The organism is Paenibacillus jilunlii (assembly GCF_900102965.1).
GTDB lineage: Bacteria > Bacillota > Bacilli > Paenibacillales > Paenibacillaceae > Paenibacillus_AQ > Paenibacillus_AQ jilunlii.
In genome coordinates this window covers 36,685-61,973 of sequence record NZ_FNGM01000028.1, presented here as the reverse complement: position 1 = coordinate 61,973, position 25,289 = coordinate 36,685, and the positions used below count along the sequence as shown (strand labels likewise).

Annotated in this window: 42 protein-coding genes; 2 read left to right on the top strand and 40 right to left on the bottom strand. The window is 46.9% G+C overall.

Going from position 1 to position 25,289, the window contains the following annotated elements; translation table 11 throughout:
* Window positions 1-5: 5 nt before the first annotated feature.
* The 39 genes from cwlD to BLQ82_RS28785 all read right to left on the bottom strand — a co-directional run bounded on the left by cwlD (window position 6) and on the right by BLQ82_RS28785 (window position 22,869).
* A complete protein-coding gene (gene cwlD, locus BLQ82_RS28975) occupies window positions 6-752 on the bottom strand; it encodes an N-acetylmuramoyl-L-alanine amidase CwlD (RefSeq protein WP_062520364.1) in 747 nt (248 codons plus the stop codon).
* A 72-nt stretch (window positions 753-824) separates the two neighbouring features.
* The gene (sat, locus tag BLQ82_RS28970) at window positions 825-2,000 is read right to left on the bottom strand and encodes a sulfate adenylyltransferase (RefSeq protein ID WP_062520362.1); all 1,176 of its coding nucleotides are present in this window, start codon (window positions 1,998-2,000) and stop codon (window positions 825-827) included.
* A gap of 39 nt (window positions 2,001-2,039) precedes the next feature.
* The gene (locus BLQ82_RS28965) at window positions 2,040-2,732 is read right to left on the bottom strand and encodes a phosphoadenylyl-sulfate reductase (protein ID WP_062520360.1); all 693 of its coding nucleotides are present in this window, start codon (window positions 2,730-2,732) and stop codon (window positions 2,040-2,042) included.
* Between the two features lie 358 nt (window positions 2,733-3,090).
* The gene (gene rpsI / locus BLQ82_RS28960) at window positions 3,091-3,483 is read right to left on the bottom strand and encodes a 30S ribosomal protein S9 (RefSeq protein ID WP_020427048.1); all 393 of its coding nucleotides are present in this window, start codon (window positions 3,481-3,483) and stop codon (window positions 3,091-3,093) included.
* A gap of 20 nt (window positions 3,484-3,503) precedes the next feature.
* Window positions 3,504-3,941 (bottom strand): 50S ribosomal protein L13, encoded by a 438-nt coding sequence (rplM, locus tag BLQ82_RS28955; RefSeq protein WP_020427049.1) that lies wholly within the window; start codon window positions 3,939-3,941, stop codon window positions 3,504-3,506.
* 230 nt (window positions 3,942-4,171) lie between these two features.
* The gene (gene truA / locus BLQ82_RS28950; RefSeq protein ID WP_062520359.1) at window positions 4,172-4,951 is read right to left on the bottom strand and encodes a tRNA pseudouridine(38-40) synthase TruA; all 780 of its coding nucleotides are present in this window, start codon (window positions 4,949-4,951) and stop codon (window positions 4,172-4,174) included.
* A 222-nt stretch (window positions 4,952-5,173) separates the two neighbouring features.
* Window positions 5,174-5,539, bottom strand: a complete 366-nt coding sequence (rplQ, locus tag BLQ82_RS28945) for a 50S ribosomal protein L17 (protein WP_020427051.1) — start codon at window positions 5,537-5,539, stop codon at window positions 5,174-5,176.
* Between the two features lie 34 nt (window positions 5,540-5,573).
* On the bottom strand, window positions 5,574-6,518 hold the full coding sequence (locus BLQ82_RS28940; protein ID WP_019908253.1) for a DNA-directed RNA polymerase subunit alpha: 945 nt from the start codon (window positions 6,516-6,518) through the stop codon (window positions 5,574-5,576).
* A 131-nt stretch (window positions 6,519-6,649) separates the two neighbouring features.
* Window positions 6,650-7,045 (bottom strand): 30S ribosomal protein S11, encoded by a 396-nt coding sequence (gene rpsK / locus BLQ82_RS28935; protein ID WP_062520357.1) that lies wholly within the window; start codon window positions 7,043-7,045, stop codon window positions 6,650-6,652.
* Window positions 7,046-7,064: 19 nt separating this feature from the next.
* Window positions 7,065-7,433: a 30S ribosomal protein S13 gene (rpsM, locus tag BLQ82_RS28930; RefSeq protein WP_062520353.1), complete on the bottom strand. Its 369-nt coding sequence runs from the start codon at window positions 7,431-7,433 to the stop codon at window positions 7,065-7,067.
* Window positions 7,434-7,452: 19 nt separating this feature from the next.
* A complete protein-coding gene (rpmJ, locus tag BLQ82_RS28925) occupies window positions 7,453-7,566 on the bottom strand; it encodes a 50S ribosomal protein L36 (RefSeq protein ID WP_003322638.1) in 114 nt (37 codons plus the stop codon).
* A 53-nt stretch (window positions 7,567-7,619) separates the two neighbouring features.
* Window positions 7,620-7,835, bottom strand: a complete 216-nt coding sequence (infA, locus tag BLQ82_RS28920) for a translation initiation factor IF-1 (RefSeq protein WP_018753971.1) — start codon at window positions 7,833-7,835, stop codon at window positions 7,620-7,622.
* A 2-nt stretch (window positions 7,836-7,837) separates the two neighbouring features.
* Complete coding sequence (locus tag BLQ82_RS28915) at window positions 7,838-8,146, bottom strand: KOW domain-containing RNA-binding protein (RefSeq protein WP_062520351.1); 309 nt, start codon at window positions 8,144-8,146, stop codon at window positions 7,838-7,840.
* Between the two features lie 9 nt (window positions 8,147-8,155).
* Window positions 8,156-8,908 carry a type I methionyl aminopeptidase gene (gene map, locus BLQ82_RS28910; protein WP_062520349.1) on the bottom strand — a complete coding sequence of 251 codons (753 nt, stop codon included), beginning with the start codon at window positions 8,906-8,908 and terminating at the stop codon, window positions 8,156-8,158.
* Between the two features lie 4 nt (window positions 8,909-8,912).
* Window positions 8,913-9,557: an adenylate kinase gene (locus BLQ82_RS28905; protein ID WP_025706581.1), complete on the bottom strand. Its 645-nt coding sequence runs from the start codon at window positions 9,555-9,557 to the stop codon at window positions 8,913-8,915.
* Between the two features lie 97 nt (window positions 9,558-9,654).
* The gene (secY, locus tag BLQ82_RS28900; RefSeq protein WP_062520346.1) at window positions 9,655-10,953 is read right to left on the bottom strand and encodes a preprotein translocase subunit SecY; all 1,299 of its coding nucleotides are present in this window, start codon (window positions 10,951-10,953) and stop codon (window positions 9,655-9,657) included.
* The gene (rplO, locus tag BLQ82_RS28895) at window positions 10,953-11,393 is read right to left on the bottom strand and encodes a 50S ribosomal protein L15 (RefSeq protein ID WP_020427058.1); all 441 of its coding nucleotides are present in this window, start codon (window positions 11,391-11,393) and stop codon (window positions 10,953-10,955) included. The genes secY and rplO overlap by 1 nt, the downstream gene beginning before the upstream one ends.
* Window positions 11,394-11,433: 40 nt before the next feature.
* Window positions 11,434-11,619 carry a 50S ribosomal protein L30 gene (rpmD, locus tag BLQ82_RS28890; RefSeq protein WP_019908243.1) on the bottom strand — a complete coding sequence of 62 codons (186 nt, stop codon included), beginning with the start codon at window positions 11,617-11,619 and terminating at the stop codon, window positions 11,434-11,436.
* A 14-nt stretch (window positions 11,620-11,633) separates the two neighbouring features.
* Window positions 11,634-12,131 carry a 30S ribosomal protein S5 gene (rpsE, locus tag BLQ82_RS28885; protein WP_019908242.1) on the bottom strand — a complete coding sequence of 166 codons (498 nt, stop codon included), beginning with the start codon at window positions 12,129-12,131 and terminating at the stop codon, window positions 11,634-11,636.
* A 26-nt stretch (window positions 12,132-12,157) separates the two neighbouring features.
* A complete protein-coding gene (rplR, locus tag BLQ82_RS28880) occupies window positions 12,158-12,526 on the bottom strand; it encodes a 50S ribosomal protein L18 (RefSeq protein WP_062520344.1) in 369 nt (122 codons plus the stop codon).
* Window positions 12,527-12,610: 84 nt separating this feature from the next.
* Entirely contained in the window at window positions 12,611-13,153 is a 543-nt protein-coding gene (gene rplF, locus BLQ82_RS28875; RefSeq protein WP_025706584.1) for a 50S ribosomal protein L6, read from the bottom strand.
* A gap of 30 nt (window positions 13,154-13,183) precedes the next feature.
* The gene (gene rpsH, locus BLQ82_RS28870) at window positions 13,184-13,582 is read right to left on the bottom strand and encodes a 30S ribosomal protein S8 (RefSeq protein WP_019908239.1); all 399 of its coding nucleotides are present in this window, start codon (window positions 13,580-13,582) and stop codon (window positions 13,184-13,186) included.
* A 32-nt stretch (window positions 13,583-13,614) separates the two neighbouring features.
* Window positions 13,615-13,800, bottom strand: coding sequence for a type Z 30S ribosomal protein S14 (locus BLQ82_RS28865; protein WP_036589425.1), 186 nt, complete (start codon window positions 13,798-13,800; stop codon window positions 13,615-13,617).
* Between the two features lie 48 nt (window positions 13,801-13,848).
* Window positions 13,849-14,391, bottom strand: coding sequence for a 50S ribosomal protein L5 (rplE, locus tag BLQ82_RS28860; protein WP_020427061.1), 543 nt, complete (start codon window positions 14,389-14,391; stop codon window positions 13,849-13,851).
* A 30-nt stretch (window positions 14,392-14,421) separates the two neighbouring features.
* The gene (rplX, locus tag BLQ82_RS28855; protein WP_019908235.1) at window positions 14,422-14,775 is read right to left on the bottom strand and encodes a 50S ribosomal protein L24; all 354 of its coding nucleotides are present in this window, start codon (window positions 14,773-14,775) and stop codon (window positions 14,422-14,424) included.
* Between the two features lie 38 nt (window positions 14,776-14,813).
* Window positions 14,814-15,182, bottom strand: coding sequence for a 50S ribosomal protein L14 (rplN, locus tag BLQ82_RS28850; protein ID WP_020427062.1), 369 nt, complete (start codon window positions 15,180-15,182; stop codon window positions 14,814-14,816).
* Between the two features lie 39 nt (window positions 15,183-15,221).
* On the bottom strand, window positions 15,222-15,488 hold the full coding sequence (gene rpsQ / locus BLQ82_RS28845; RefSeq protein ID WP_020427063.1) for a 30S ribosomal protein S17: 267 nt from the start codon (window positions 15,486-15,488) through the stop codon (window positions 15,222-15,224).
* Between the two features lie 43 nt (window positions 15,489-15,531).
* The gene (gene rpmC / locus BLQ82_RS28840; RefSeq protein ID WP_019908232.1) at window positions 15,532-15,729 is read right to left on the bottom strand and encodes a 50S ribosomal protein L29; all 198 of its coding nucleotides are present in this window, start codon (window positions 15,727-15,729) and stop codon (window positions 15,532-15,534) included.
* Window positions 15,719-16,153, bottom strand: coding sequence for a 50S ribosomal protein L16 (gene rplP, locus BLQ82_RS28835; RefSeq protein ID WP_020427064.1), 435 nt, complete (start codon window positions 16,151-16,153; stop codon window positions 15,719-15,721). Before rplP ends, rpmC begins: the two co-directional genes overlap by 11 nt.
* A gap of 2 nt (window positions 16,154-16,155) precedes the next feature.
* Window positions 16,156-16,821: a 30S ribosomal protein S3 gene (gene rpsC / locus BLQ82_RS28830; RefSeq protein ID WP_019908229.1), complete on the bottom strand. Its 666-nt coding sequence runs from the start codon at window positions 16,819-16,821 to the stop codon at window positions 16,156-16,158.
* A 13-nt stretch (window positions 16,822-16,834) separates the two neighbouring features.
* Window positions 16,835-17,167, bottom strand: coding sequence for a 50S ribosomal protein L22 (rplV, locus tag BLQ82_RS28825; protein ID WP_019908228.1), 333 nt, complete (start codon window positions 17,165-17,167; stop codon window positions 16,835-16,837).
* A gap of 31 nt (window positions 17,168-17,198) precedes the next feature.
* The gene (gene rpsS, locus BLQ82_RS28820; protein ID WP_019908227.1) at window positions 17,199-17,477 is read right to left on the bottom strand and encodes a 30S ribosomal protein S19; all 279 of its coding nucleotides are present in this window, start codon (window positions 17,475-17,477) and stop codon (window positions 17,199-17,201) included.
* A 77-nt stretch (window positions 17,478-17,554) separates the two neighbouring features.
* Window positions 17,555-18,385: a 50S ribosomal protein L2 gene (gene rplB / locus BLQ82_RS28815; RefSeq protein WP_020427065.1), complete on the bottom strand. Its 831-nt coding sequence runs from the start codon at window positions 18,383-18,385 to the stop codon at window positions 17,555-17,557.
* Between the two features lie 27 nt (window positions 18,386-18,412).
* Window positions 18,413-18,706 (bottom strand): 50S ribosomal protein L23, encoded by a 294-nt coding sequence (gene rplW / locus BLQ82_RS28810; protein WP_019908225.1) that lies wholly within the window; start codon window positions 18,704-18,706, stop codon window positions 18,413-18,415.
* Window positions 18,706-19,329: a 50S ribosomal protein L4 gene (gene rplD, locus BLQ82_RS28805; protein ID WP_062520343.1), complete on the bottom strand. Its 624-nt coding sequence runs from the start codon at window positions 19,327-19,329 to the stop codon at window positions 18,706-18,708. The genes rplW and rplD overlap by 1 nt, the downstream gene beginning before the upstream one ends.
* Before the next feature lie 25 nt (window positions 19,330-19,354).
* Entirely contained in the window at window positions 19,355-19,978 is a 624-nt protein-coding gene (rplC, locus tag BLQ82_RS28800) for a 50S ribosomal protein L3 (RefSeq protein ID WP_074648785.1), read from the bottom strand.
* Window positions 19,979-20,017: 39 nt separating this feature from the next.
* Window positions 20,018-20,326: a 30S ribosomal protein S10 gene (rpsJ, locus tag BLQ82_RS28795; RefSeq protein WP_006676490.1), complete on the bottom strand. Its 309-nt coding sequence runs from the start codon at window positions 20,324-20,326 to the stop codon at window positions 20,018-20,020.
* A gap of 257 nt (window positions 20,327-20,583) precedes the next feature.
* Window positions 20,584-21,933 (bottom strand): globin-coupled sensor protein, encoded by a 1,350-nt coding sequence (locus BLQ82_RS28790; protein ID WP_074648780.1) that lies wholly within the window; start codon window positions 21,931-21,933, stop codon window positions 20,584-20,586.
* Between the two features lie 225 nt (window positions 21,934-22,158).
* Entirely contained in the window at window positions 22,159-22,869 is a 711-nt protein-coding gene (locus BLQ82_RS28785) for a Crp/Fnr family transcriptional regulator (RefSeq protein ID WP_062520340.1), read from the bottom strand.
* A 63-nt stretch (window positions 22,870-22,932) separates the two neighbouring features.
* Between BLQ82_RS28785 and BLQ82_RS28780 the strand changes: the two genes are divergently transcribed.
* Together BLQ82_RS28780 and BLQ82_RS28775 are read left to right on the top strand one after the other, a co-directional pair.
* Window positions 22,933-23,490, top strand: coding sequence for a V4R domain-containing protein (locus BLQ82_RS28780; protein ID WP_341874807.1), 558 nt, complete (start codon window positions 22,933-22,935; stop codon window positions 23,488-23,490).
* 36 nt (window positions 23,491-23,526) lie between these two features.
* The gene (locus BLQ82_RS28775) at window positions 23,527-23,868 is read left to right on the top strand and encodes a cupin domain-containing protein (RefSeq protein ID WP_062520338.1); all 342 of its coding nucleotides are present in this window, start codon (window positions 23,527-23,529) and stop codon (window positions 23,866-23,868) included.
* A 209-nt stretch (window positions 23,869-24,077) separates the two neighbouring features.
* On the opposite strand, the gene tuf is transcribed toward BLQ82_RS28775, so the two are convergent.
* Complete coding sequence (tuf, locus tag BLQ82_RS28770; protein ID WP_020427072.1) at window positions 24,078-25,268, bottom strand: elongation factor Tu; 1,191 nt, start codon at window positions 25,266-25,268, stop codon at window positions 24,078-24,080.
* Window positions 25,269-25,289 lie beyond the last annotated feature (21 nt).

Genomic DNA, 25,289 nt, shown 5'->3' with positions numbered 1-25,289 from the left:
ACGGCCTAAGGCTGTTCCGAGGTATACCGCAGAATCCCGCGGTAGATGCTGGTGGCCACCTTCCGCTGGTAGACATCGTCTCCAAGCAGCGCAGACTCCTGAGGATGAGAGAGGAAGCCAACCTCCACAAGCACAGCAGGCATTTTCAGAGCTTTCAGCAAATATACAGTATTTACAGTCTTGGCTACCCGGTCGGTATTCTCAAGTGTTGCTTTCAGCTCAGCCTGCACAAAACCCGCAAAAGCTTTGTTACCTGTGTGATTCGGGTAATAAAAGGTCTGGGCACCGCTCCAGCGCCCTGAAGGCACACTGTTCATATGCACACTTACAAACAAGTCTGCCCCCTTCTCTTCAATGCTTCTTACCCGTTGCTTCAGGTCCTCTGTTTTCCGTTTGGAGTACCCCTTGGTATCCTGCTGGGCCAGGTCATAATCCCCTTCACGGGTCATCACCACTATCGCTCCCGCCTGCTGCAGGTAATCCCGCAAATATAGAGAAACCGAAAGGTTGATATCCTTCTCAATCAAGCCCTCCCGGCTGACCGCTCCCCCGTCAGGGCCCCCATGCCCGGCATCAATAGCAATGACTTTGCCTGACAGCGGCAGACTCCAGTAATTCAGCGTTTTGGCGGTTGGCATATCATAGGCAATAATGCCGATCATCACCGCCAGCAGGACAGCACCCAGCATGCCTTTTTTAATGCTGCTCCACGTGATCCAGACCGAGACTTTCCCCTGCTTTCGGCCAGACATAACAAAGACCCCCTCGTCCCGATAGATTCTACTCATCTATATGGGACAAGAGGGCCAAATAGTACTGGCTCTTTAGGATTGGGTGGTGACTTCCACAGACATTCCCTCGATGAGAATTTCTGCTACTTCAGGACGTGTAAACTCCGGAGGCGGACACTTGCCATCCCGCAGGAGTGCCCGGACCTTTGTGCCCGAAAGCGTCAAATGCTGATCTCCCGGATGCGGACAGGTTTTGCTGGAAGCCATGTTTCCGCATTTTACACAGAAGAAGCTGTGTTCAAAAAATAGAGGAGTGATTCCCAGCTCTTCCGCCGTAAAATTCGAGAAAATCTCTTGAGCTTCGTAGGTGCCATAGTAGTCACCCACCCCTGCATGATCGCGGCCGACAATAAAATGGGTGCAGCCGTAATTTTTACGCACCATCGCATGAAAGATCGCTTCCCGTGGTCCGGCATAGCGCATGGCCGCGGGGAACACGCCCAGAAAGGTGCGGTCCTTCGGATAATAGTTCTCTAACAAAGCAAGATAACTCTTCATGCGTACATTCGCCGGCACATCGTCAGACTTCGTCTCTCCCACCAAAGGATTAAGGAATAACGCATCCACAACCTCCATAGCGCATTTCTGAATGTACTCATGAGCGCGGTGCACCGGATTACGGGTCTGAAAGCCTACAACGGTTCTCCAGCCTTTGTCAGCAAAGATTTGCCGTGTCTGTGCGGGATCGAAGTAAAACTCTTTGAACTTCTCAGGCGCAGGACGGTTCAGAACCGTAATAGATCCTCCAACATAGGTTGACGCTCTAGCAAGTAATTTGCTCACGCCAGGGTGCGCAGGGTCCGTCGTTTTGAACACATTCTGCGCCTCAAACTGCTGATCCGCCTCATAAATACTCTCAATATCAAGCAGTCCATAAATAATCCCGTCTTCCTCACCGATCAGCGACACTCTGTCGCCCACGGCAAGCCCGGAAGCCACTTCATCCTCGACAGACAACGTAACCGGGATACTCCATACCGTGCCGTCAGCGAGACGCATGCTTTTGACAACGGAGTGGTAGTCTTCTTCATTCAGAAAGCCTGTAAGCGGTGAAAACGCACCTACCCCGATTAAATCCAAATCCGATAAAGTCCAGGTATTCACAGGTATTGATTTGTAACCTGAAGCCTGCTGAAGCAGTTCTTCCCTGTGTGCGCCTTCAGCTACACGTCTAATCAGTGTTCCTCCATGAGGAAGTATCGAAGTCATTTATGCGCTCTCTCCTTCTGTACAATTCAAATTCTGCCCTTATTTATGCAGTCCGCATTCTGTTTTATCTGAACCTGACCATCTGCCCGCACGCGGATCTTCACCCGGCATAACCGCCCGTGTGCACTGTTCGCACCCAATACTCGGGAAATTGCGGTCATGCAGCGGGTTGTACACGACATCGTTCTCGCGGATATAGTTCCAGACATCCTCGGAAGTCCAGCTGGCAATAGGATTAAACTTAACCAGACCGAACTTATTGTCGTATTCGACTTTTTTGGCATTGGCGCGGGTTGGTGCCTGGTCACGGCGGATTCCTGTAATCCATGCATCATACTGCGACAGAATACGGGTTAAGGGCTCTACCTTACGGATTGCGCAGCATTGGTTGGGATCGGTATTCCACAGCGCCTCGCCGTACTGGACAGCTTGCTCTTCCGGAGTAATCTGCGGCGATACACGGACAAATTCCATACCGTATTTATCTGCCATAACATCTCTGGTTTCATACGTTTCCTTAAAGTGAAAATCAGTATCCAGATAAAAGACGTCTGTGGAAGGACTAACCTTCTGAATCATATCTACGAGCACCACATCTTCGGCACCGAAGCTGCAGGCAAAGGTTATATCAGGAAAGGTCTCTACGGCCCAGCGGATGACTTCCTCCGGTGTTGCATGTTCCAGTTCTTCGGCCTTCACTTTAATTAAATCTTCTTTCTCCAATAAGTTCATTGTTCTATTCCTCCATCCGGGTATCTCATAAAACACTCAATTCCGCTAATTCCAACTAATCTTATATGGAATAGTATAAGACATTCCGAGCTGAAGTCAATAGTTTTATCCATTTTGGGTGAAAGTTGTGGACAGAGTTGGAACACCACTGGTTCCCAGAGTTTTCTGAATAAAAAAAGTACCCCGCCGGTAATCCGGCAGGGCCAATGTAGGCATGAATGATTATGATACATACTAACTCGGGATATCTGTAGTGTACTGGAGAAATGTTTTTGGAGTATTTTAGGAGATGGCGGTTTTCATAAAAATTAACAAAGCCCCTGACCCAAAGGGCCAGAGGCTTGATATACAAGAGATATTAACGTTTCGAGAACTGAGGCGCACGACGTGCAGCCTTGAGGCCGTATTTCTTACGTTCCTTCATGCGTGGGTCACGAGTCAGGAATCCGGCTTTCTTCAAAGATCCACGATATTCAGGATCAACTTTCAGCAATGCACGGGCGATTCCGTGACGGATTGCTCCAGCTTGACCGGATATGCCGCCACCATGTGCAAGAACGATTACATCGTAGTTGCCCAGTGTTTCAGTCAGGTTCAAAGGTTGTTTTACGATCATCTTCAATGTTTCCACACCGAAATATTCGTCCATCTCGCGTTTGTTAATGACAATGCGTCCTTCACCCGGTACAAGGCGAACACGTGCTACCGAATGTTTACGACGACCTGTCCCATAGTATTGTACTTGTGCCATGAAACTGTCCTCCTCTATTCTTATCCGCGAAGTTCGTAAACTTCAGGTTTTTGTGCTGCATGTGGATGCTCGGCGCCTGCATATACTTTGAGTCTCAGCTTCATGTGATCCCCTTGGCGAGTCTTAGGAATCATGCCGTGTACGGCGGATTCAATGACACGTTCAGGTTTTGTTTTCAGCAGATCCTCAGCAACAGTAACTTTCAAGCCGCCTGGGTGCATCGAGTGACGGTAGTATTTCTTGTTTTGCAATTTCTTGCCGGTCAAGTGAATCTTCTCAGCGTTGATAACAATTACGAAATCTCCAGTATCAACATGTGGAGTGAATTGCGGTTTGTGTTTGCCACGGATCAAAGCAGCGGCTTCGCTGGCCAAACGACCAAGTGTTTTGCCTTCGGCATCAATAATGTGCCAATTGCGTTCAACTTCGTTCGGCTTCGCCATATAGGTGGTACGCATGAATGTTTCCTCCTTGTTCTCGTACGAAAATCATCTGTTTCGTATATCTAAGTTCTCATTAAATTACGATTATGTGAGTTAAAAAAAGCTTGGTTTTGGCATTTCCTTGATCGGGGCTGTGGGATAGCCATCAAGAAAACACAACTTTTATATTACAGCATAAACATAACTAGCGCAAGTGATTTCTAATATTCATGCATATTTTTTTGAAAAAATATATGCTTTGAATCCTATAGCCCTGCCTCGTCATATTCTACGCTCCACAGTGCCAATCCCTGAGCTACAGCCGTAGGCCCTGCTGCTGCACGGTCACAGGCTGCAAGAATATCCGCAACCGCCTCCGCACGGATTTTGCCTTCACCCACATGTATCAGCGTCCCCATAATAATGCGGACCATATGCTGCAGAAAGCCGCTGCCCGTAATATAAGTATGAATCACTCCCTGGTCTGCAGTCCCATTCCGGCACATACTATGGTCAATCTCCATATGAGCCTCAAAAATCGTCCGGACATGAGAAGTCTTCGTAGACTTTCTGGACGCGAACGACGTGAAATCATGGGTACCAATGATATGGGCCAAACCTTGCTGCATTGCAGGAAGGTCCAGCTTGACCGGATGATGATACTGCAAGCGCCTCTGGAACGGATCCGGGAACCGGTTGCCGTTAATCGTGTAACGGTAAGTTTTGCGCTTAGCTCCTCTGCGGGAGTGGAACTCAAGCGAGACCTCCCGTGCCTCAGTGACTACGATATCCTGCGGCAGCCGGGCATTCAGAGCCAGACACCACCGCTCAAGCGGAATTTTAGAAGCAGTCAGGAAATTGAACGGCTGGCCATAGGCGTGTACCCCTGCATCTGTCCGTCCTGAGCCCGTAATCTTAAGCGTCTCGCCGGTTAGATGGAGAATGGCATGTTCCAGATGGTCTTGAATCGTATTGCCCTGAGGCTGGGTCTGAAAGCCATCATAGCGGGTGCCGTCATAATTGACCTTCATCAACAGATTACGCATTCCGTTCTTCCTTTCACCATTTCCATACTGCAACAGCTGTTCGACATTAAAAAAAAGAGCCCCGGCGGGAGCTCCTTCTACTCTATACAAGGTGATTCCCGCGGATATTGCACAGCAGGGCTGAAATGCCCCTGCAGCACAATAACGTTAATACTTCTCTGCCCATACTAAATTATAAGCATGTGCGTTAAGGGGTACATCCGGAAATCATAACTTGTGATCCTACGCGCGGTCTACCAATTCAAGATAAACCATAGGCGCAGCGTCGCCACGGCGAGGTCCCAGCTTCAGGATACGAGTGTATCCGCCTGGACGCTCTGTGTAACGAGGAGCAATATCAGCGAACAATTTCTGGATTGCATCCTGTTCACCATCTACAGTCTCGCGACGAACAAATGCAGCGACTTGACGGCGGGCATGAAGATCGCCTTTTTTCGCTTTGGTGATCAGTTTTTCAGCGATGGAACGTACTTCCTTCGCCTTAGCTTCTGTTGTCTGGATGCGCTCATAAAGAAACAGATCCGTTACCATGTCGCGGAACAACGCTTTGCGCGCACTGGAATCACGGCCCAATTTTTGGTATGCCATTTGTTTTCCCTCCTTTACTCAAGCAATCTGCCAGCTATTCTTCTGTACGGAGTCCCAGTCCCAGCTCCTCAAGCTTCTCTTGAACTTCTTCCAAAGATTTGCGGCCCAGGTTGCGGACCTTCATCATATCTTCTTCAGTTTTCGTAGTCAGCTCTTGTACGGTATTAATACCGGCACGTTTGAGGCAGTTGTAAGAACGAACAGAAAGATCCAGCTCTTCGATTGTCATCTCAAGCACTTTTTCTTTTTTGTCTTCTTCTTTTTCCACCATAATTTCGGCGTCTTTCGCTTCATCCGTAAGACCTACGAACAAAACGAGGTGCTCGTTCAAAATTTTGGCTCCCAGGCTTACAGCCTCTTCCGGTCTAATACTGCCATCCGTCCAAATTTCCATCGTCAGCTTGTCGTAGTTGGTCACTTGACCGACACGAGTGTTGTCGATGCCGTAATTCACACGGGAGATAGGCGTATAGATGGAATCCACCGGAATAACGCCGATGGGCTGATCTTCGCGTTTGTTACGGTCCGCCTGGACGTAACCGCGGCCACGGCCTGCAAAAATTCGCATGTGAAGTCTCGCGCCAGGTCCCAGCGTTGCAATATGAAGATCCGGGTTCAGGATCTCAACATCGCTGTCCGCACGGATATCACCTGCGGTAACGATGCCTTCACCTTCAGCATCAATCTCGAACACTTTCTCTTCGTCTGAATGAATCTTCAGGGAAAGAGCTTTAAGGTTCAGAATGATCTCCGTCACATCTTCCATTACGCCAGGAACGGTCGAGAACTCATGCAGAACGCCGTCAATTTGGACCGAAGTCACTGCGGCTCCCGGAAGGGAGGAAAGCAGAATCCGGCGAAGCGAGTTCCCCAGAGTCGTGCCATATCCACGTTCCAGCGGTTCAACTACGAATTTCCCATAGGTTCCTTCATCATTGGCTTCTACGGTCTCAATCTTCGGCTTTTCGATTTCTATCACGAGTGTACCCCTCCTTCAAACGTCGCTCCTATATGAAACTGTCACCCCATCAGGTGCATCATGTAGTATGCCTAAACACCTATTATTAGCAGATGCGTCAGAATTATACCACAATCACAATTCTGATTTCACTATACGCGACGACGTTTCGGCGGACGGCATCCATTGTGAGGAACCGGAGTTACGTCTTTAATGAGGTTGACTTCAAGGCCAGCGGCCTGAAGGGAACGGATGGCTGCTTCGCGGCCCGCGCCCGGTCCTTTAACCATAACTTCAACGGACTTCATGCCGTGTTCCATAGCTGCTTTAGCTGCAGTTTCGGCTGCCATTTGCGCTGCAAATGGAGTCGACTTACGGGAACCTCTAAATCCTTGACCGCCGGAGCTTGCCCAGGAAATTGCATTTCCGTGAGGATCCGTGATCGTAACGATAGTGTTGTTGAACGTGGAACGAATATGTGCCACGCCAGACTCGATATTTTTCCGGTCGCGACGTTTAGTACGTACGACTTTTTTCGGTTTAGCCATTGTCTCTTATCACCTCTTCTTATTTCTTTTTGTTTGCTACCGTACGACGCGGGCCTTTCCGGGTACGGGCATTTGTTTTGGTACGTTGACCACGAACAGGCAATCCACGACGGTGGCGAACACCGCGGTAGCAGCCGATCTCAGTAAGACGTTTAATATTCAAGGAAATTTCACGACGCAGGTCACCTTCAACCTTAACATCTTTGTCGATCGTTTCACGCAGTTTGCTGACTTCATCTTCCGTCAAATCACGGACACGTGTGTTAACGTCAATGCCTGTTTCATTAAGAATTTTCTGGGAAGTCGTTTTACCGATTCCGAAAATATAAGTCAAGGCGATCTCAACGCGTTTATCACGTGGCAAATCCACTCCAGCTATACGAGCCATTTTACGCTACACCCCCTTCTTAACCTTGTTTTTGTTTGTGTTTCGGATTTTCGCAAATTACCATAACAGTCCCTTTGCGGCGGATGACTTTGCATTTTTCGCAAATGGGCTTTACAGAAGGTCTTACCTTCATGTTAATTACCTCCTCAAAGTTTTGCGAAGCAAAACTTTTGTTGTAGTTCCCATCTATTTACGGTAAGTTATACGGCCTTTAGACAAATCATAAGGCGATAACTGCACGACCACTTTGTCCCCGGTTAGGATACGGATAAAGTGCATCCGCAATTTCCCGGACACATGGGCAAGTATTTGATGACCGTTCTCAAGCTCTACCTTAAACGTTGCATTCGGCAACGGTTCAATGACCGTACCTTCCACTTCAATGACATCTTCCTTAGCCACAGTTAGTCTCCTTTCTCATTAGCACTTTTTCCAGCAGGTTTACCGTACTTCATGACTGCAAAACGCAGTTTTCCGTTCGTCACCCGGCCGGTTTCTTCCAAACTGTCTACAATCTCACTGCTGATGAAGGGTATGAGCTCCAAATGCTGAATATTCTTCTTCTTCGGCGCATCAAACTTGCGTTTGTCCCCATCTGCAATATATACAAATCTGCTATCAACAACTGCGATAACAACGGCAGCCTCTCCGGCATCTTTGCCTTTGAGAATTCTCACGATTTGACCAACCTGCGGGCTGCTCCCAGTATTCACGAAGATCACCTACGCATTCAGTTTTGTGAAAATTTCCATGCCGTCCGGTGTAACAGCTACTGTATGTTCAAAGTGAGCACACAATGAACCGTCTACCGTAACGACCGTCCAGTTATCTTCCAGCGTTCTGACATATCTGTCCCCTGCGTTCACCATCGGCTCAATCGCGAGTACCATACCCGGTTTCAGACGTGGTCCGCGGTCCGCTATGCCATAATTCGGAATTTGCGGTTCTTCATGCAGTTCTGCCCCAATGCCATGGCCAACATACTCGCGCACGACGGAGAATCCGGCATCCTCGATGTATTGCTGAATAGCGTGGGAGATTGTAAACAAGCGCACATCCGGTTTGACTAACGCCAGTCCCGCGTACAAGGAGCCTTCCGTGATGTCCAGCAAACGCTGAGCCTCTTCGGAAATGCTGCCCACCCCGTAGGTCCAGGCGGAATCACCGTGATAACCGCGGTACTCTGCACCAATGTCCAGCGTAACGATATCGCCTTCGATCAGTTTACGCTTACCCGGAAACCCATGCACCAATTGTTCGTTGACTGAAGCGCAAATGCTGGCAGGAAAACCGTTGTAACCTTTGAAAGACGGCACAGCACCTTGACTGCGAATGTATTGATCGGCGATTCTGTCGAGTTCTCCTGTCGTAATGCCTGGCTGGATAACCTCAGCGATCAGACGGTGGCTCTCGGCAACAATTCGACCAGCTTCCCTCATAAAGGCAAGTTCCTGTTCGGATTTACAGATGATCATTACATTAACCCCGCAGCAAAGATACGATTTCGGAAGAAACGACATTGATTTCGTTTTCCCCGTTCACCTGACGCAAAAGACCTTTATTGTCATAAAACGCAAGCAGAGGCGCTGTCTTATTATCATACTCGTCCAGGCGCTTGCCTACGCTCTCTTCGTTGTCATCCGGACGTTGATACAATGCACCGCCATCAATGTCGCAAATGCCTTCTTGCTTCGGCGGGTTAAAAATCAGATGGTAGGATGTTCCGCAAACGGTACAGATCCGGCGCCCGGTAAGACGCGCCATCAGCAGTCCACGGTCCACATTCAAGTTGATTACATGATCCAGCGAACGATTCAAGCGGCTCAAGATATCTTCCAGCGCTTCCGCTTGCGAAAGGGTTCTTGGAAAGCCATCCAATAAAAAACCTTTTTCGCAATCGGACTGCTGCAGCCGTTCTTCAACAATTCCAATGGTCACATCATCAGGTACAAGCAAGCCTTGATCGATATAAGATTTGGCCTTGAGTCCAACAGGTGTTCCTTGCTTAATTGCCAAGCGGAAGGCGTCTCCTGTCGAAATATGAGGAATACCCAGTTCTTTTACAACTACAGCTGCTTGTGTCCCCTTGCCTGCCCCAGGAGGGCCCATGAATAAAATGTTCACGATTTCTCTTCTCCCCCCAAAAGTTCGCCACCAAGCAAGAAACAGCACAATAGGTGCCGGAAAGTCAGTGAGTTCATGCTTCTCCGGAACCTATCGACTATTTATTGATGAAGCCTTTGTAATGGCGTTTGATCAGTTGGCTCTCGATCTGCTTCATCGTATCCAGTGCTACACCGACTACGATCAGCAGGGCAGTACCACCAATCTGTACCTGCCGGGGCAACCCGGACAAAGAACCGAACAATACAGGCAAGACAGAGATTACAGCCAGAAACAGTGCACCGGACATCGTCAGGCGTGACATCACTCTGGTTAAATACTTCTCAGTTGCCTTACCTGGACGGATTCCTGGGATGTAACCACCATTCTTTTTCATGTTGTCAGCCATTTGCTGGGGATTCATCTGAACAAACGTATAGAAGAACGTAAATCCGATGATCATGATCACATAAAGAACCATGCCTAGCGGCTTATCATGAGCAAGATTGTTGGTGACCCATTTAGCCCATTCATGAGTTGACCAGAAGCTCGAGAGTACAATCGGAAATTGAAGTAGTGAAACGGCGAAGATAACCGGAATTACACCTGCCGCATTAATCTTAAGCGGGATATGTGTATTCTGTCCACCGTACATTTTGTTACCGACCACTCGTTTAGCGTATTGTACAGGGATTTTCCGGATACCTTGTTGCACAAAGATAACCCCTGTAATAATCGCTACAATCACGATCAGTATAATAACGACTTTAAGAATATTCAGGAACACCTGATCCGGCTGAATAAAGCTCGATTGTGCCGTAGTGGTAATATATCCCGGGATGGCGGCGACGATGCCCGCAAAAATCAGGATCGAAATCCCGTTCCCTATTCCCTTTTCTGTTATCTGCTCACCCAGCCACATCAAGAACGATGTCCCCGCCGTCAATATGATCGCGATAAGCAGGTAATCCGCAAAGGTTGCATTTGGAATCATCTCAGTTCCATATATCCGGTTAAACCCGATCGATGTAGCAAAAGCTTGAATCAGACCGAGTACTACGGTGCCGTAACGGGTGATTTGCGCCAGTTGCTTTTTCCCGTGCTCCCCTTGTTTAGCCCATTCGGCAAACTTGGGGACAACATCCATCGAGAGCAATTGCACGATGATGGATGCCGTAATGTACGGGTAAATACTGATCGCAAAGATTGAGAAGTTTTTGAGCGCTCCGCCCGAGAAGGTGTTCAAAAGACCCATCAAAGCTTCGCCGCCCTGATTTGTTGATTCCAGTACTTCTTTGTTCACACCAGGAACCGGTACAAAAGAACCGATGCGGTAAATGATCAGAACGAACAGGGTAAACAGGATCTTTTTGCGCAAATCTTCAATATGCCATATATTCTTAAGCGTCTTGAACATTAGATCACCTCGGTTTTACCGCCGGCAGCCTCGATTTTCTCTACCGCAGATTGAGAGAACTTATTTGCTTGTACAGTCAATTTAACGGCCAGTTCGCCATTACCGAGAATCTTAATGCCGCTTTTGGAATTTTTGACAACACCAGTTTCAATCAGCAACTGTGGAGTCACTTCTGTTCCTTCAGCAAAGCTGTTCAGATCTTCCAGGTTCACAATCGCATACTCTTTACGGGTAGGATTGATGAAACCACGTTTAGGCAGACGACGATAGAGCGGGTTCTGTCCACCCTCGAAGCCCGGACGAACACCGCCGCCGGAACGGGAGTTTTGCCCTTTATGACCGCGGCCGGAAGTTTTACCGTTCCCGCTACTTGGACCACGACCAACGCGGTTGCGTTCTTTGCGTGAACCAGGAGCTGGAGCAAGTTCATGTAACTTCATCGTTTGCACCTCCTTATTTTTGTTAATTTATGCGAGGCGTTTAGCCTTCAATTTCTGTAACAGACAACAAGTGGCTCACTTTGTTGATCATCCCGCGAATTGCAGGAGTATCATTGTGAACTACGGACGAGTTGGTTTTACGCAGGCCGAGCGTCTTAACTGTAACACGTTGTGTTTCCGGACGTCCAATCACGCTGCGTACGAGGGTGATTTGCAATTTTGCCATTGACGTTCCCCTCCTTAACCGCGCAATTCTTCGACAGATTTGCCGCGAAGCTTCGCGACCTCTTCAATGCGTTTCAGGCGGGAAAGTCCCTCCAAAGTTGCATTGACCATGTTCATGGAATTCGAAGAACCCAAAGATTTTGTCAAGATGTCGCCAACGCCTGCCAATTCCAATACGGCACGAACAGGACCGCCGGCAATAACGCCAGTACCTTCCGATGCTGGTTTCAGCAACACGCGTCCTGCGCCGAAATGTCCAGTAACCAGATGGGGAATCGAAGTTCCTACGATTGGAATGTGAATCAGGTTTTTCTTGGCGTCTTCAATGCCTTTACGGATGGCATCCGGAACTTCGCCGGCTTTACCGATACCTGCACCGACATAGCCGTTGCCGTCGCCCACAACAACAAGTGCGCTAAAGCTGAAACGGCGTCCGCCTTTTACAACTTTTGCAACACGGTTGATGTGTACAACTCTTTCTGTCAGCTCTAAACTGTTCGGATCTATACGCAAGTCGTTAACCTCCTTTTAGAAATATTCTAGAATTCAAGACCAGCTTCGCGAGCTGCGTTAGCCAAAGCTTGAATCCGTCCATGGTACAAGTATCCTCCGCGGTCAAATACAACCACAGTATGTCCTTTTTCTTTGGCGCGCTCAGCGATCAATTGGCCCACTTTGCCTGCAGCTTCAACGCTGCCGCCATTCCCGATAGTAGCGCTCAGATCTTTATCCAGTGTCGAGGCAGATACGATTGTAACGCCTGTCACGTCATCGATCAATTGAGCGTAGATGTGTTTCGAAGAACGGAACACGTTCAAACGTGGACGCTCAGCAGTCCCCTGAATTTTCTTACGAACACGCAGGTGTCTTTTGAGACGAGCCTTGTTTTTATCCTCTTTTGTAATCATGACTTCCCTTTCACTCCCTTCAGTTTGCCGTAAACAGCTTCACTTTAAGATGCACGGGGTATCTTACAATTAAGATCAAACCGATTATTTCTTCTTACCGGCTTTACCTTCCTTGCGGATGATACGCTCGCCTTCATATTTGATACCTTTACCTTTATACGGCTCAGGTTCGCGTACGGAACGGATCTTGGCAGCATATGCGCCAACACGCTCTTTGTCGATACCTTTAACGATAATCTTGGTGTTCGCAGGAACTTCGAACTCGATGCCTGCTTCCGGTGTAATTTCTACCGGATGGGAGTAGCCAACATTCAGTACGATTTTATCTCCGGATTTGCTTGCACGATATCCGACCCCAACCAGCTCCAGAGATTTCGAGAAACCTTCAGTCACACCGCTAACCATGTTGTTGACAACGGAGCGGGTTGTGCCGTGAAGTGAACGATGCAATTTGTTGTCCGACGGGCGAACAACGGTGATTTCGTTATTTTCAACTGTAACCTTCATGTCTTTATGAAGCTCACGAGTCAAAGTGCCTTTAGGACCTTTTACTGTAATAACGGTGTTGTCCAAAGTGACATCTACACCGCTAGGTACTGCGATTGGTTTGCGACCAATACGAGACATGTGTTGCACCTCCTTATCTTGTGACGTTTATTACCAAATGTAGCAGACAACTTCTCCGCCCGATTTAGACTGACGAGCTTCCTTGTCGGTCATAACTCCCTTAGATGTGGAGATAATCGCGATTCCAAGACCGCCGAGTACACGAGGCACTTCATTGCTCTTCGTGTAAACGCGAAGGCCTGGTTTACTGATTCTTTTAAGACCGGAGATAACGCGCTCCTGGTTCGGGCCGTATTTCAAGAAGATACGGATAATCCCTTGTTTGCTGTCTTCAACGAATTCAGCATCACGGATGAAACCTTCACGCTTCAGAATGTCCGCGATTTGTTTCTTCATTGTCGAAGCAGGCATTTCTACTGTCTCGTGACGCACAGTGTTGGCGTTACGAATACGAGTAAGCATATCTGCGATAGGATCAGACATAGTCATTTGTGTAAACCTCCTTCCCGTTTATAAACTTCTTACCAACTTGCTTTTTTCACGCCAGGAATCTGGCCTTTATAAGCTAACTCACGGAAACAAATTCTGCAAATTTTGAACTTTTGCAGTACCGAATGTGGACGACCGCAACGCTCGCAACGTGTATATGCACGTACTTTGAACTTTGGTTCGCGTTGTTGTTTAACTTTCATTGAAGTTTTTGCCACTTAGCCTGACACCTCCTAAACATTTTCGGAGAAATGGATGAACCGTCCTTATTTTGTGAAAGGCATTCCCAGCTGAGTCAGAAGCTCGCGGGATTCCTCATCCGTCTTAGCAGTTGTTACGATAACGATGTCCATACCGCGTGCTTTGTCTACTTTATCATATTCGATTTCGGGAAAAATCAATTGATCCTTAAGACCAAGTGTATAGTTACCGCGACCGTCAAATGATTTAGACGAAACCCCACGGAAGTCACGTACGCGTGGAAGAGTTACGTTAAGCAATTTGTCCAGGAAGTAATACATGCGATCTCCGCGCAGTGTTACTTTAACCCCGATCGGCATGTTTTCGCGCAGTTTAAAACCGGCGATGGATTTCTTTGCTTTGGTGATTACTGGCTTTTGACCAGCGATCAACTGCATATCGTTTACTGCAGCATCAAGTACCTTGGAGTTTTGAACAGCATCACCCACACCCATGTTGATGACGATCTTCTCGATCTTAGGCACTTGCATAACAGTTGTATAGTTGAACTTCTGCATCAAAGCAGGTGTGATTTCATTCAGAAAACGTTCTTTCATTCTTGCCGCCATGAAGATTTACCTCCTTTCTTTGGGACTGTATTAGTCGATAATCTCTCCGGATCTCTTAGCTACCCGAACCTTCTTACCGTTATCGAGCACTTTGTAACCAATACGTGTAACCTTACCGCTCTTCGGATCAATGTGCATTACGTTAGACACATGAATCGAAGCTTCCTGCTCGATGATTCCACCCTGTGGATTCAATTGGTTCGGCTTTTGGTGTTTTTTCACCATGTTCACGCCTTCTACCAGGACGCGGTTTTCACGAGGATAAGCAGCGATGACACGGCCTTTTTTACCTTTGTCTTTCCCGCTGATCACAAGCACCACATCATCTTTTTTCACGTGCAGTTTATTGTTATGGGATTCCAGAACTTTTTTCACTCTAGGCATTTATTACACCTCCTATGACGCTTTTTGGGACATTTCCTTTAGATTACTTCCGGTGCCAAGGAAACGATCTTCATGTAGTCTTTATCGCGAAGTTCGCGAGCAACTGGTCCGAAGATACGTGTTCCGCGCGGGCTTCTGTCGTCTTTAACAACAACAGCTGCGTTTTCATCGAATGAAATGTAAGATCCATCTTTACGGCGAACGGAACGTTTGGTACGTACAACTACCGCTTTAACAACATCACCCTTTTTGACAACGCCGCCTGGTGTTGCTTGTTTAACGGAACAAACGATCAGATCACCGATTGCTGCTGTACGGCGTCCAGTACCACCCAGTACGCGGATACACATCAGTTCCTTCGCACCAGAGTTGTCAGCCACATGCAAACGTGTAAATGGTTGAATCATTATTAATTTCCTCCTTCCGATCAAGCTTCATAGGTCGTCTTAGATGATAACCGCTGCTTCTACCACTTCAACCAGTCTCCAGCGTTTGTCCTTGGACAATGGACGAGTTTCCATGACTTTCACGATATCACCGATTTTTGCAACATTTTCTTCATCATGTGCCTTGAATTTCTTCGTGGACTTGATGCGTTTGTGGTACAAATTGTGCTTTTTATAGGTTTCAACAGCAATTACGATGGTTTTATCCATTTTGTCGCTGACTACTTTACCGATCAGCACTTTACGTGCATTACGTTCTTCGCTCATAGTTAGCCTCCTTCCTGATTACGGATTAAGAATCCGCCGTCACTTAACTGATCCCAAGTACTCTTTGATGGATAACGGTTTTAGCACGAGCTATTTCCTTGCGCACATCACGAATCCGAGTCGGGTTATCCAGTTGGCCAGTTGCCAATTGAAAACGGAGATTGAAGAGCTCTTCTTTGAAACCAGCGATCTTCTGTTCAATCTCGGCAGTGGTTAAGTTGCGAAGTTCATTAGCTTTCATTTGCTTCACCACCCAATTCTTCACGTTTCACAAACTTAGTCTTTACAGGCAGCTTGTGAGCGGCAAGACGCATCGCTTCACGAGCGATTTCTTCCGACACGCCTCCGAGTTCGAACATAATCTTGCCCGGTTTAACTACAGCTACCCATTTTTCAACGTTACCTTTACCACTACCCATACGAACCTCGAGAGGCTTCTGGGTAATAGGCTTATCAGGGAAAATCTTGATCCAAACTTGACCGCCACGTTTGATGTAACGTGTCATTGCGATACGGGCAGCTTCGATCTGACGGTTAGTAATCCAAGAAGGCTCCAGAGCTTGCAGACCGAATTCACCGAAGTTGAGTTCAGTACCGCCTTTTGCCATACCCTTCATGTGACCGCGTTGTTGCTTGCGGTGTTTAACGCGTTTTGGTACCAACATGATTAGTTGCCTCCTTCCTGAGCAGCTTGTTTCTTAGCTGGGGGAAGAACTTCTCCACGGTAGATCCATACTTTTACACCGATACGGCCGTAAGTTGTATGTGCTTCAGCCGTTCCGTAGTCGATATCGGCACGAAGCGTATGAAGTGGAACTGTTCCTTCGCTATAACCTTCTGAACGGGCAATCTCAGCGCCGCCAAGACGTCCGCCTACTTGAGTTTTGATACCCTTTGCGCCGGAACGCATAGTTCTTTGAATTGCTTGTTTCAGTGCACGACGGAACGATACGCGACGTTCCAATTGTTGTGCAATACTTTCAGCAACCAGAATTGCATCCAACTCAGGGTGTTTGATTTCATTGATGTTGATGTGCACTTTTTTGCCGCCAGCGATAGTTGTAACTGCGCTGCGAAGTACTTCTACTTCTGCTCCGCCTTTACCAATTACCATACCTGGTTTAGCAGTGTGAATTGTAACATTCACCCGGCTTGCCGCTCTTTCAATCTCGATGCGGGAAACAGAGGAATCCTTCAACTTGCCTTTAAGGTATTCCCGGATTTTGACGTCTTCCATTAAAAGAGTACCGAAATCTTTGCCTGCATACCATTTAGATTCCCAATCGCGAATAATACCGATTCGGAGTCCGACTGGATTTACCTTTTGACCCACGTGTTATCCCTCCTTATTTCTCAGATACCACCAAAGTAATGTGGCTGGTACGTTTATTGATCCGGCTTGCACGGCCCATGGCGCGCGGACGGAAACGTTTCATAGTTGGACCCTGGTTAACGAAAACTTCGCTAACGAACAAACTGTTCACGTCCATAGAATAATTGTGCTCAGCATTGGCGATCGCCGAGTTAAGCAGTTTTTCAACTACCGGAGAAGCGGATTTTGGAGTGTGGCGAAGAATTGCAATTGCTTCCCCCACTTGCTTGCCGCGAATCAAGTCAACAACCAGTTTCGCTTTGCGAGCGGAAATCCGCACCGATCTTGCATGTGCTTTTGCTTCCATTGTTTTCCCTCCTCTCAAACGAAGACCTTAATTATCTTCTGGTTTTCTTATCGTCACCCGCATGGCCTTTGTAAGTACGTGTTGGCGCGAACTCGCCCAACTTGTGCCCTACCATATCTTCCGTTACGTATACAGGCACGTGTTTGCGGCCGTCATATACACCAAACGTATGTCCGATAAACTGAGGGAAAATAGTTGAGCGACGGGACCAGGTTTTAACAACGACCTTCTTATCTGCCGCGTTCAATTCCTCAACTTTTTTCAGCAGGTAGCCATCGATAAACGGCCCCTTTTTTAAACTGCGACCCATGTATGAATCCTCCCTTCATCCGGTTCTTCAAACCGCGAATCGACGCTTCGCGTGTATGCTAACTTACCAGAAGCGTCTTATTTTGTGCGGCGGCGAACGATATATTTATCAGATGCTTTGTTTTTCTTACGCGTTTTGTAGCCGAGGGTTGGTTTGCCCCAAGGAGACATAGGCGATTTCCGTCCGATTGGAGCGCGGCCTTCACCACCACCGTGTGGGTGATCGTTCGGGTTCATGACAACACCGCGTACTTCTGGACGTTGGCCAAGCCAGCGACTGCGTCCGGCTTTACCGATTTTGATCAATTCATGATCTTCGTTACCTACGGAACCGATCGTTGCGCGGCATACGCTGAGGATTCTGCGTACTTCACCGGAGTTCAGACGAACGGAAACGTATTTTTCTTCTTTACCAAGTAGTTGAGCTTCTGTACCAGCAGCGCGAACCAGCTGTCCGCCTTTGCCTGGCTTCAACTCGATATTGTGGATAACTGTACCTACCGGAATGTTTTCCAGAGGAAGGCTGTTACCAATTTTGATATCGGCTGCAGGGCCCGACTCTACTTTATCCCCAACTTTGAGGCCTTTAGGAGCGATGATATAACGTTTCTCTCCATCAGCATAGTGGATCAAAGCAATGTTTGATGTACGGTTCGGGTCATACTCGATTGTAGCAACGCTACCTGGTATGCCGTCTTTAGTCCGTTTGAAATCGATGATACGGTATTTACGCTTGTGTCCGCCGCCATGGTGACGAACCGTAATTTTACCTTGGTTGTTGCGTCCTGCTTTTTTGCTCAGAGGCGCAAGCAACGATTTCTCTGGCTGGTTTGTTGTGATTTCTTCAAACGTAGACACGGACATTGCGCGTCTTGCCGGAGAGGTCGGTTTGTACTTTTTGATTGGCACTATATTTCCCTCCTTACTTCACAGAATTTATTCTACCGCTTCAAAAAATTCGAGCGGCTTGCTGTCCGGGCTAAGCTTAACGATGGCTTTTTTCCACTCTGGAGTGTAACCAGAATATTTGCCGTAACGTTTCAGTTTGCCAGGTACGCGCATTGTGTTCACACTAACTACTTTTACTTTAAAAATAGCTTCAACAGCTTTTTTGATTTCGGTCTTATTAGCACGGATATCCACTTCAAAAGCGTACTTCAATTCGCTCATGTATTCGGATGTGCGTTCCGTAATCACCGGACGTTTGATAATATCACGAGGATCTTTCATTACGCGAACACCTCCTCTACCTTCTGAACTGCTTCTTTAGTGATAATCAGTTTGTCGTACGTCAGTACGTCAAGAACATTGATGCCGTCAGCCGCCAGGAATTTCACCCCGGGGATGTTACGAGCGGAAAGAGCTACATTGTCGTCATAGCTAGGAGCTACGATCAGAGCTTTGCTGCCCACTTTCAGGTTATTCAGAATTGCTGCGAATTCTTTCGTCTTCGGAGCATTCATAGTCAGGCTATCCAAAACGATAATGTCATTCCCGATAACTTTCGAGGACAAAGCCGATTTGATGGCCAAACGCCGAACCTTCTTAGGCAATTTCCAGGAGTAGCTGCGTGGTGTTGGTCCGAAGACTACGCCGCCGCCTTTCCATTGTGGAGAACGGATGGAGCCTTGACGAGCGCGACCTGTACCTTTTTGTTTCCAAGGTTTACGTCCGCCGCCACGCACTTCAGAACGTCCTTTTACTTTGTGTGTACCACGACGCAGGGAAGCTCTCTGCATAAGCACAGCTTCGTGCAGGACATGCACATTCGGTTCAATACCGAATACCGTTTCGCTCAGTTCAACTTCGCCAACTTCGTTACCACTGATATTAAAAAGTGTTACTTTTGGCATTTCATGTTCCTCCTTTCTTCAGTAATTATTTCTTTACGGTTTCTTTAACTTTCACGAAGCTGTTTTTAGGGCCCGGAATTGCGCCTTTAACCAGCAACACATTACGTTCTACGTCTACCTTGATGATCTCAAGCTTTTGAACCGTTACAGTCGTGTGACCCATATGTCCTGGCAGGCGTTTGCCCTTAGGAACACGGTTAGCTTGAATGGAACCCATGGAACCCGGTCTTCTATGGTAACGCGATCCGTGAGCCATTGGTCCGCGGCTTTGGCCCCAACGTTTGATAACGCCTTGGAAACCTTTACCTTTAGTAGTGCCAGTTACGTCAACAAATTCGCCTTCAGTGAAGATATCAGCCTTCAGTTCCTGTCCAACCTCGAGAGCCCCGAGGTCAACACCGCGAATTTCACGAACGTAGCGCTTAGGTGTTGCATTTGCCTTTTTGGCGTGACCCTGTTCAGGCTTGTTGGAGCGGCTTTCCTTTTTGTCGGAAAAGCCCAACTGCACTGCTTCATATCCGTCGATATTCAGGTCTTTCTTTTGCAGTACCACACAAGGTCCAGCTTCGATAACCGAAACGGCAATTACATTACCTTCTGGAGTAAACACTTGAGTCATACCGAGTTTTTTTCCTAAGATACCTTTCAATGTTGACACCTCTTTTCTTTTCCTAGTTACTTAGTAATATTACAATTTGATTTCGATATCTACACCGGACGGTAGATCCAAGCGCATCAAGGCATCCACAGTTTGTGGTGTTGGATTCACAATGTCGATCAGACGTTTGTGAGTACGCATTTCAAACTGCTCACGGGAATCCTTGTACTTGTGTACCGCACGGAGAATAGTAATAACTTGTTTCTCAGTTGGCAACGGAATCGGCCCGGATACACCAGCACCCGAACGTTTTGCTGTTTCAACGATTTTCTCTGCGGATTGATCAAGAATTCTGTGGTCGTATGCTTTCAAGCGGATACGAATTTTTTGCTTTGCCATTTTAGTCCCTCCTTCTATCGCCCAATTTATTATCGGACATACTCCGTGAAAATTTTCTGACGTCGACCTCATGGCAAAGGGGCCGGGTGTGTCAGTAACCTCTCACATCATCGCAACGTCTCAGAACAACATTTATTATTATATATAATAGGCGGTAACATTGCAAGTGAAAATAGAAAAACAGTGCATAATTTTTTCAGGCACTGTTTTCTTCCTATTATTATAGAAGTAATTGCGCAGCGAACGCTGTTTATCGCTTAGAGATTGTCTGTAGCTTTCTTAAAATACTCTGCAGATGCTGCTGTTTGTGCTGTACTTGATCCGATCCCTTCGATGGTCTGAATCAACACTTTAATCTCTTCTTCTACGGTCACTATCTCCTGTGTGCTAAGCTGCATGGATTTCACAATATCACTGAAGAGCTGACTGGTTTCTATAGATTGGAGTTTGCCGCTTTTGGTCAGCTCCTGCACTTTCCGGATTTCCTCAACGACCTGGATCGTGAGACTGCCCGATTGCTGGGTCAGCTCTCCAATCCGCACAACTGTATTCTTCGTATCCTCTGCCAGACGGCTAACCTCCCCGGCAACCACACCGAAACCTTTGCCGTGCTCACCCGCCCGTGCTGCTTCGATGGTGGCGTTGAGCGACAGTATTTTTGTCTGATCAGCTATGTCCTGGACTGCAGCCACAATCTTCTGAATTTGCTTGGATGAGCTGCTTAGTTCATTCACTGACCGTACCATAGCATGTGTGCTCTCATAGATGAGGTTAATCTGACCTGTAAGACTATCCAGATGACCATGTCCTTCTGTGGCCATTCCTTGTGACTCCAGAGCGGACGTAGCAGTACGGCGGAAGGTATTGTTCACTTCATTGCTGCTCGCCACCAGCTGCTCTACAGCAGCATTGGTATCGATGCTCAGATCTATAAGTTCACCGCTGAATTCGGCAATTTTCTGCTTCAGTTCATTTTTCACTAAAAGATACTGCTCTTCCTTCTCCCGGATATTTTCTTTCTCATAGGCTTCCAGAACCAGCTGTTGCTCCAGATTCAGCAGCTTGGTTACCGTCTGAACAACCTTGAGCCTTTCATCGTCCCTATCGGTTTCATTGTAAATGACGGTGATAAATACATTTTGCAAATTTTGAAAAGCGGAAAGATACCACTTGGGCTCAAGGCCAACACGCTTATGTATTTTGGCAATAGTCAGTCGTTTGGCGATATATTCTTCATTAATAGAACCTTCAAACATTTCAATAATATGTTCTCTTAAGGTTTTTTTGAGCCGTTCTATACTGCTGTGTTCCAGAATGATCGCCTGCAGCTTGTCCACACCCAGCACCGTCTTATAAAACTGGTCGGAAATGTAGTCGATATCCTTCTCCACAATTGGTTTCATTCGTCGTAGCAGTACGAGATCTTCTACAGATAAATCTATCATTTGCATTTGCTCATTCAACTCATCATGACCTTCAAGGATATAAAAAGAACTTCCCGTTAGAGATGAAGATTCATCACTAAGAGATGAGGGGGCGGCGAGGTCTTCCTTATCGGTATTGTGTGACAAAAATCCATGTTTAAAAGAAAATGGCCTTTTTTCCATACCCAGCTCCCCCATATTTCTAATAATTTACATTATTATATAGAAATATTCTACTGCATAAGCTGTCGAGATGTAAAGAATTTTAAATATTATTTTGTAGAAAATTGTCGTTTAATTTAAATAAAAATGCAGATTACTGTCTATAGTTGTCGAATTGCAGAACGTATATTTACAGCAATAAGGTTCAGTCAATTTCAATATATAACAATCTGGAACTTTCCTCTCTCAGTATCCTCCTATCCGGCAGAGGGCTTCCATATCTATAATTTCTACACTTCTTCGGTGTACAGCAATAATATTTCCGGCTTCTAATTTGTGCAGCTTGCGGCTTAGGGTTTCAGCGGTAGTTCCAATCATGGCTGCAATTTCTTTTTTCGCTGAAGGAAGTTCAACTACTTGGTTTCTGGTTGGGGGAAATGGCCCTGTTTTGTTCCCATATGTCAACTTTACCAGCAGTCTTGCAAGCCGTGTTTCTACCTCAAACATATGCATGACACCTGCTGTCTCCTCTGCCTGCTGCAGCTGCTCGCTCATGGACATCAAAAAGCTGAACGCCAAGGAAACATTTTGCTCTAAAAGAGGCAGAAAATCTTTGCGCCGCAACCGGCATACCCTGCCACTCTCTACAATTTCTGCAGTAAAGTTATTCCGTTTATGGTGCAGCAGCGCGAACTGCCCGAAATAATCTCCCGGAAAAAGATATCTCACCACATGCTGCTTTCCCTCTTCATTACTTTGGGTCAATTTAAGGAGTCCGCTTTTCACCACAAACAATGAATCCGACTCTTCACCCTCTCTGAATACCTGCTGGCCTCTATTATAATGATGGGATTCAATGATCGCTTCGATCATCACCAGTTCTTTGTCTAAAAGGCTCTCAAACACCGGCACTCCCCGGACACAGGATAAGGACTCACAAGCATTACAGTTCATCATTCTTCTCCCTCCCTTTCTTCTCTGCTATTTCACCATAACAAGGATTCTAAGGAGCCCAAGTGATTGTCCGCACAATATTGCAGAAAAATTGATCTGCATCAAGGAAATGCAACCCTTTCTCCCGCAAAATTAGGGTATAGAAATAGAAATATGAAGGAGCTGAAGCCGGCCATGCTGCAATATACCTTTGAAGATATGAAAAAGATGGACCGTTCACAACTGGGGGATATGGTTCCCCTTGAATTATTCCGGACTATCCGTTTAATTGGCTTAAATCAGGGACTGCCCCTCGGCGGCAAAGGGACTACGCTTACAATCGGAAGGAAAATTGGTGAAAGTCTGCCTGCCACCACAGTTGAAGAGCTGCTTATGCTGTTTGAGTCCCTTAAGATTGGAATTCCTCGTATAATTCACTCTGATGAGCACAAAATTAACATTGCTGTGGAGGATTGCTTCTGTAAAGGTCTTCCTTCACTTGAGGAGGAGAAAATGATTTGTGATTTGGAAGGAGCCATTCTCGAAGGATCTCTCACTAAAATTATGGGACGAAGAGTTGCCGTCAAAGAGATCAAATGTAATGCTGCCGGTCATGAACATTGTGAGTATGAAGTTAAGCTGTAATTGCATTAAATAAAATAATTGAAAGCAGGGATTAACATGGAAAAAAAGACAGTAGCCGAAGCGGTTCAGTATCAGGAAGAACATTTTACGAAGAGAGTGCTTTTTCAAAAAGGCGATAGTTTGGTATTTGTGCTTAACTTTATGCCCGGTCAGCAACTGCCTGTCCACAAGCACCCTGGAGCTGAGGTATACCTCTTAGCCTTAAAAGGAAAAGGAAGCATCCAAGTGAACGGAGCGGATTATGCTTTTGTGGAAGGAGATATCCTCCATATTGCCGGTGATGAATCCTTTGCCTATGCTAACACCAGTGATCAACCCGCAAGTTTGCATGTGGTCTTAAGTAAGACTCCTTCACCCATGTATGCCAAGGAAATCTAAAAATAGATTGCGGCTCTACTTTCAGATATTTGAAAGTGGAGTTTTTTTATACAAGCATAAACGGCTTCGCCTTCTTCAATAGGGGTACCGTTTCTACGAGAAATTTGTAGCGTGAAACATATAAATGCTTATATTTAAAAAAACAGGGACTCTTCGTTAGAAGAATCCCTGCATTTGGGTTCATATCTATCCTAACGGATAGAACCGAATTATTTTTGGATAGAAGCAACAGTACCGGCGCCAACTGTACGTCCGCCTTCGCGAATGGAGAATTTAGTACCTTCTTCAATAGCGATAGGGGAAATCAGTTGTACGGTTACAGTGATGTTGTCACCAGGCATAACCATTTCAGTACCTTCTGGCAGGTTGATGATACCAGTCACGTCAGTTGTACGGAAGTAGAACTGTGGACGGTAACCAGTGAAGAATGGTTTGTGACGTCCGCCTTCTTCTTTAGTCAGAACGTAGATCTGAGCAGTGAACTCAGTGTGTGGGTTAACGGAGTTTGGCTTAGCCAATACTTGTCCGCGTTCGATCATGTTGCGGTCAACACCACGCAGCAGGGCTCCGATGTTGTCACCAGCTTGAGCGGAATCCAGCAATTTACGGAACATTTCAACGCCCGTAACAACGGATTTTTTCTTGTCTTCGTGAATACCCACGATTTCAACTTCTTCTCCGACTTTAACTGTTCCGCGTTCTACGCGACCAGTTGCCACAGTACCGCGGCCAGTGATGGAGAATACGTCTTCGACAGGCATCAAGAAAGGCTTGTCAGTATCGCGTTCTGGAAGCGGAATGTACGTGTCGATCGTTTCGAACATTTCAACGATCTTTTGTGCATAGTCGCCATCAGGGTTCTGCAGAGCTTCACGAGCGGATCCACGGATGATTGGAGTGTCATCACCTGGGAATTCGTATTCGTTCAGCAGATCGCGTACTTCCATTTCAACCAGTTCCAGAAGCTCTTCGTCTTCAACCATGTCGCATTTGTTCAGGAATACGACGATGTAAGGAACGCCTACCTGGCGGGACAACAGGATGTGTTCGCGAGTCTGTGGCATAGGGCCGTCAGCTGCGGATACAACCAGGATTGCTCCGTCCATCTGCGCTGCGCCAGTGATCATGTTTTTAACATAGTCGGCGTGTCCAGGGCAGTCTACGTGAGCGTAGTGACGGTTAGGAGTTTCATATTCAACGTGAGCTGTGGAGATAGTGATACCACGTTCGCGTTCTTCTGGAGCTTTGTCGATCTGGTCGAATGCTACAGCAGCGCCACCGTATTTCTTGGACAATACAGTAGTGATTGCAGCAGTCAGGGTTGTTTTACCATGGTCGACGTGACCGATAGTACCGATGTTAACGTGCGGTTTGTTACGTTCAAACTTTGCCTTTGCCATTTGAACAGTTCCTCCTTAATG

Excerpts from the sequence above, each read along its gene's own strand:
- rplD (WP_062520343.1), bottom strand. The coding sequence starts at position 19,329 with ATGCCAAAAGTAACACTTTTTAATATCAGTGGTAACGAAGTTGGCGAA.
- rpsS (WP_019908227.1), bottom strand. The coding sequence starts at position 17,477 with ATGGGTCGCAGTTTAAAAAAGGGGCCGTTTATCGATGGCTACCTGCTG.
- rplF (WP_025706584.1), bottom strand. The coding sequence starts at position 13,153 with ATGTCTCGTATTGGTCGCAAACCAATCGCAGTACCTAGCGGTGTAGAT.
- tuf (WP_020427072.1), bottom strand. The coding sequence starts at position 25,268 with ATGGCAAAGGCAAAGTTTGAACGTAACAAACCGCACGTTAACATCGGT.
- rplN (WP_020427062.1), bottom strand. The coding sequence starts at position 15,182 with ATGATTCAACCATTTACACGTTTGCATGTGGCTGACAACTCTGGTGCG.
- truA (WP_062520359.1), bottom strand. The coding sequence starts at position 4,951 with ATGCGTAATCTGTTGATGAAGGTCAATTATGACGGCACCCGCTATGAT.
- rpsI (WP_020427048.1), bottom strand. The coding sequence starts at position 3,483 with ATGGCACAAGTACAATACTATGGGACAGGTCGTCGTAAACATTCGGTA.
- rpsM (WP_062520353.1), bottom strand. The coding sequence starts at position 7,433 with ATGGCTCGTATAGCTGGAGTGGATTTGCCACGTGATAAACGCGTTGAG.
- rpmD (WP_019908243.1), bottom strand. The coding sequence starts at position 11,619 with ATGGCAAAATTGCAAATCACCCTCGTACGCAGCGTGATTGGACGTCCG.
- BLQ82_RS28775 (WP_062520338.1), top strand. The coding sequence starts at position 23,527 with ATGGAAAAAAAGACAGTAGCCGAAGCGGTTCAGTATCAGGAAGAACAT.
- rpmC (WP_019908232.1), bottom strand. The coding sequence starts at position 15,729 with ATGAAAGCTAATGAACTTCGCAACTTAACCACTGCCGAGATTGAACAG.
- rpsQ (WP_020427063.1), bottom strand. The coding sequence starts at position 15,488 with ATGAGCGAAGAACGTAATGCACGTAAAGTGCTGATCGGTAAAGTAGTC.
- rplE (WP_020427061.1), bottom strand. The coding sequence starts at position 14,391 with ATGGCGGCAAGAATGAAAGAACGTTTTCTGAATGAAATCACACCTGCT.
- rpsJ (WP_006676490.1), bottom strand. The coding sequence starts at position 20,326 with ATGGCAAAGCAAAAAATTCGTATCCGCTTGAAAGCATACGACCACAGA.
- map (WP_062520349.1), bottom strand. The coding sequence starts at position 8,908 with ATGATCATCTGTAAATCCGAACAGGAACTTGCCTTTATGAGGGAAGCT.
- BLQ82_RS28790 (WP_074648780.1), bottom strand. The coding sequence starts at position 21,933 with ATGGAAAAAAGGCCATTTTCTTTTAAACATGGATTTTTGTCACACAAT.
- rpsH (WP_019908239.1), bottom strand. The coding sequence starts at position 13,582 with ATGACTATGTCTGATCCTATCGCAGATATGCTTACTCGTATTCGTAAC.
- rplW (WP_019908225.1), bottom strand. The coding sequence starts at position 18,706 with ATGAAAGATCCTCGTGATATTATCAAACGTCCGGTGATTACGGAACGC.
- BLQ82_RS28785 (WP_062520340.1), bottom strand. The coding sequence starts at position 22,869 with ATGATGAACTGTAATGCTTGTGAGTCCTTATCCTGTGTCCGGGGAGTG.
- rpmJ (WP_003322638.1), bottom strand. The coding sequence starts at position 7,566 with ATGAAGGTAAGACCTTCTGTAAAGCCCATTTGCGAAAAATGCAAAGTC.
- cwlD (WP_062520364.1), bottom strand. The coding sequence starts at position 752 with ATGTCTGGCCGAAAGCAGGGGAAAGTCTCGGTCTGGATCACGTGGAGC.
- rplV (WP_019908228.1), bottom strand. The coding sequence starts at position 17,167 with ATGGAAGCAAAAGCACATGCAAGATCGGTGCGGATTTCCGCTCGCAAA.
- BLQ82_RS28965 (WP_062520360.1), bottom strand. The coding sequence starts at position 2,732 with ATGAACTTATTGGAGAAAGAAGATTTAATTAAAGTGAAGGCCGAAGAA.
- rplM (WP_020427049.1), bottom strand. The coding sequence starts at position 3,941 with ATGCGTACCACCTATATGGCGAAGCCGAACGAAGTTGAACGCAATTGG.
- rplP (WP_020427064.1), bottom strand. The coding sequence starts at position 16,153 with ATGTTGGTACCAAAACGCGTTAAACACCGCAAGCAACAACGCGGTCAC.
- rplX (WP_019908235.1), bottom strand. The coding sequence starts at position 14,775 with ATGCCTAGAGTGAAAAAAGTTCTGGAATCCCATAACAATAAACTGCAC.
- sat (WP_062520362.1), bottom strand. The coding sequence starts at position 2,000 with ATGACTTCGATACTTCCTCATGGAGGAACACTGATTAGACGTGTAGCT.
- rplQ (WP_020427051.1), bottom strand. The coding sequence starts at position 5,539 with ATGGCATACCAAAAATTGGGCCGTGATTCCAGTGCGCGCAAAGCGTTG.
- rplO (WP_020427058.1), bottom strand. The coding sequence starts at position 11,393 with ATGAAGTTACATGAACTTGCTCCAGCTCCTGGTTCACGCAAAGAACGC.
- rplR (WP_062520344.1), bottom strand. The coding sequence starts at position 12,526 with ATGATTACAAAAGAGGATAAAAACAAGGCTCGTCTCAAAAGACACCTG.
- secY (WP_062520346.1), bottom strand. The coding sequence starts at position 10,953 with ATGTTCAAGACGCTTAAGAATATATGGCATATTGAAGATTTGCGCAAA.
- rpsK (WP_062520357.1), bottom strand. The coding sequence starts at position 7,045 with ATGGCTAAACCGAAAAAAGTCGTACGTACTAAACGTCGCGACCGGAAA.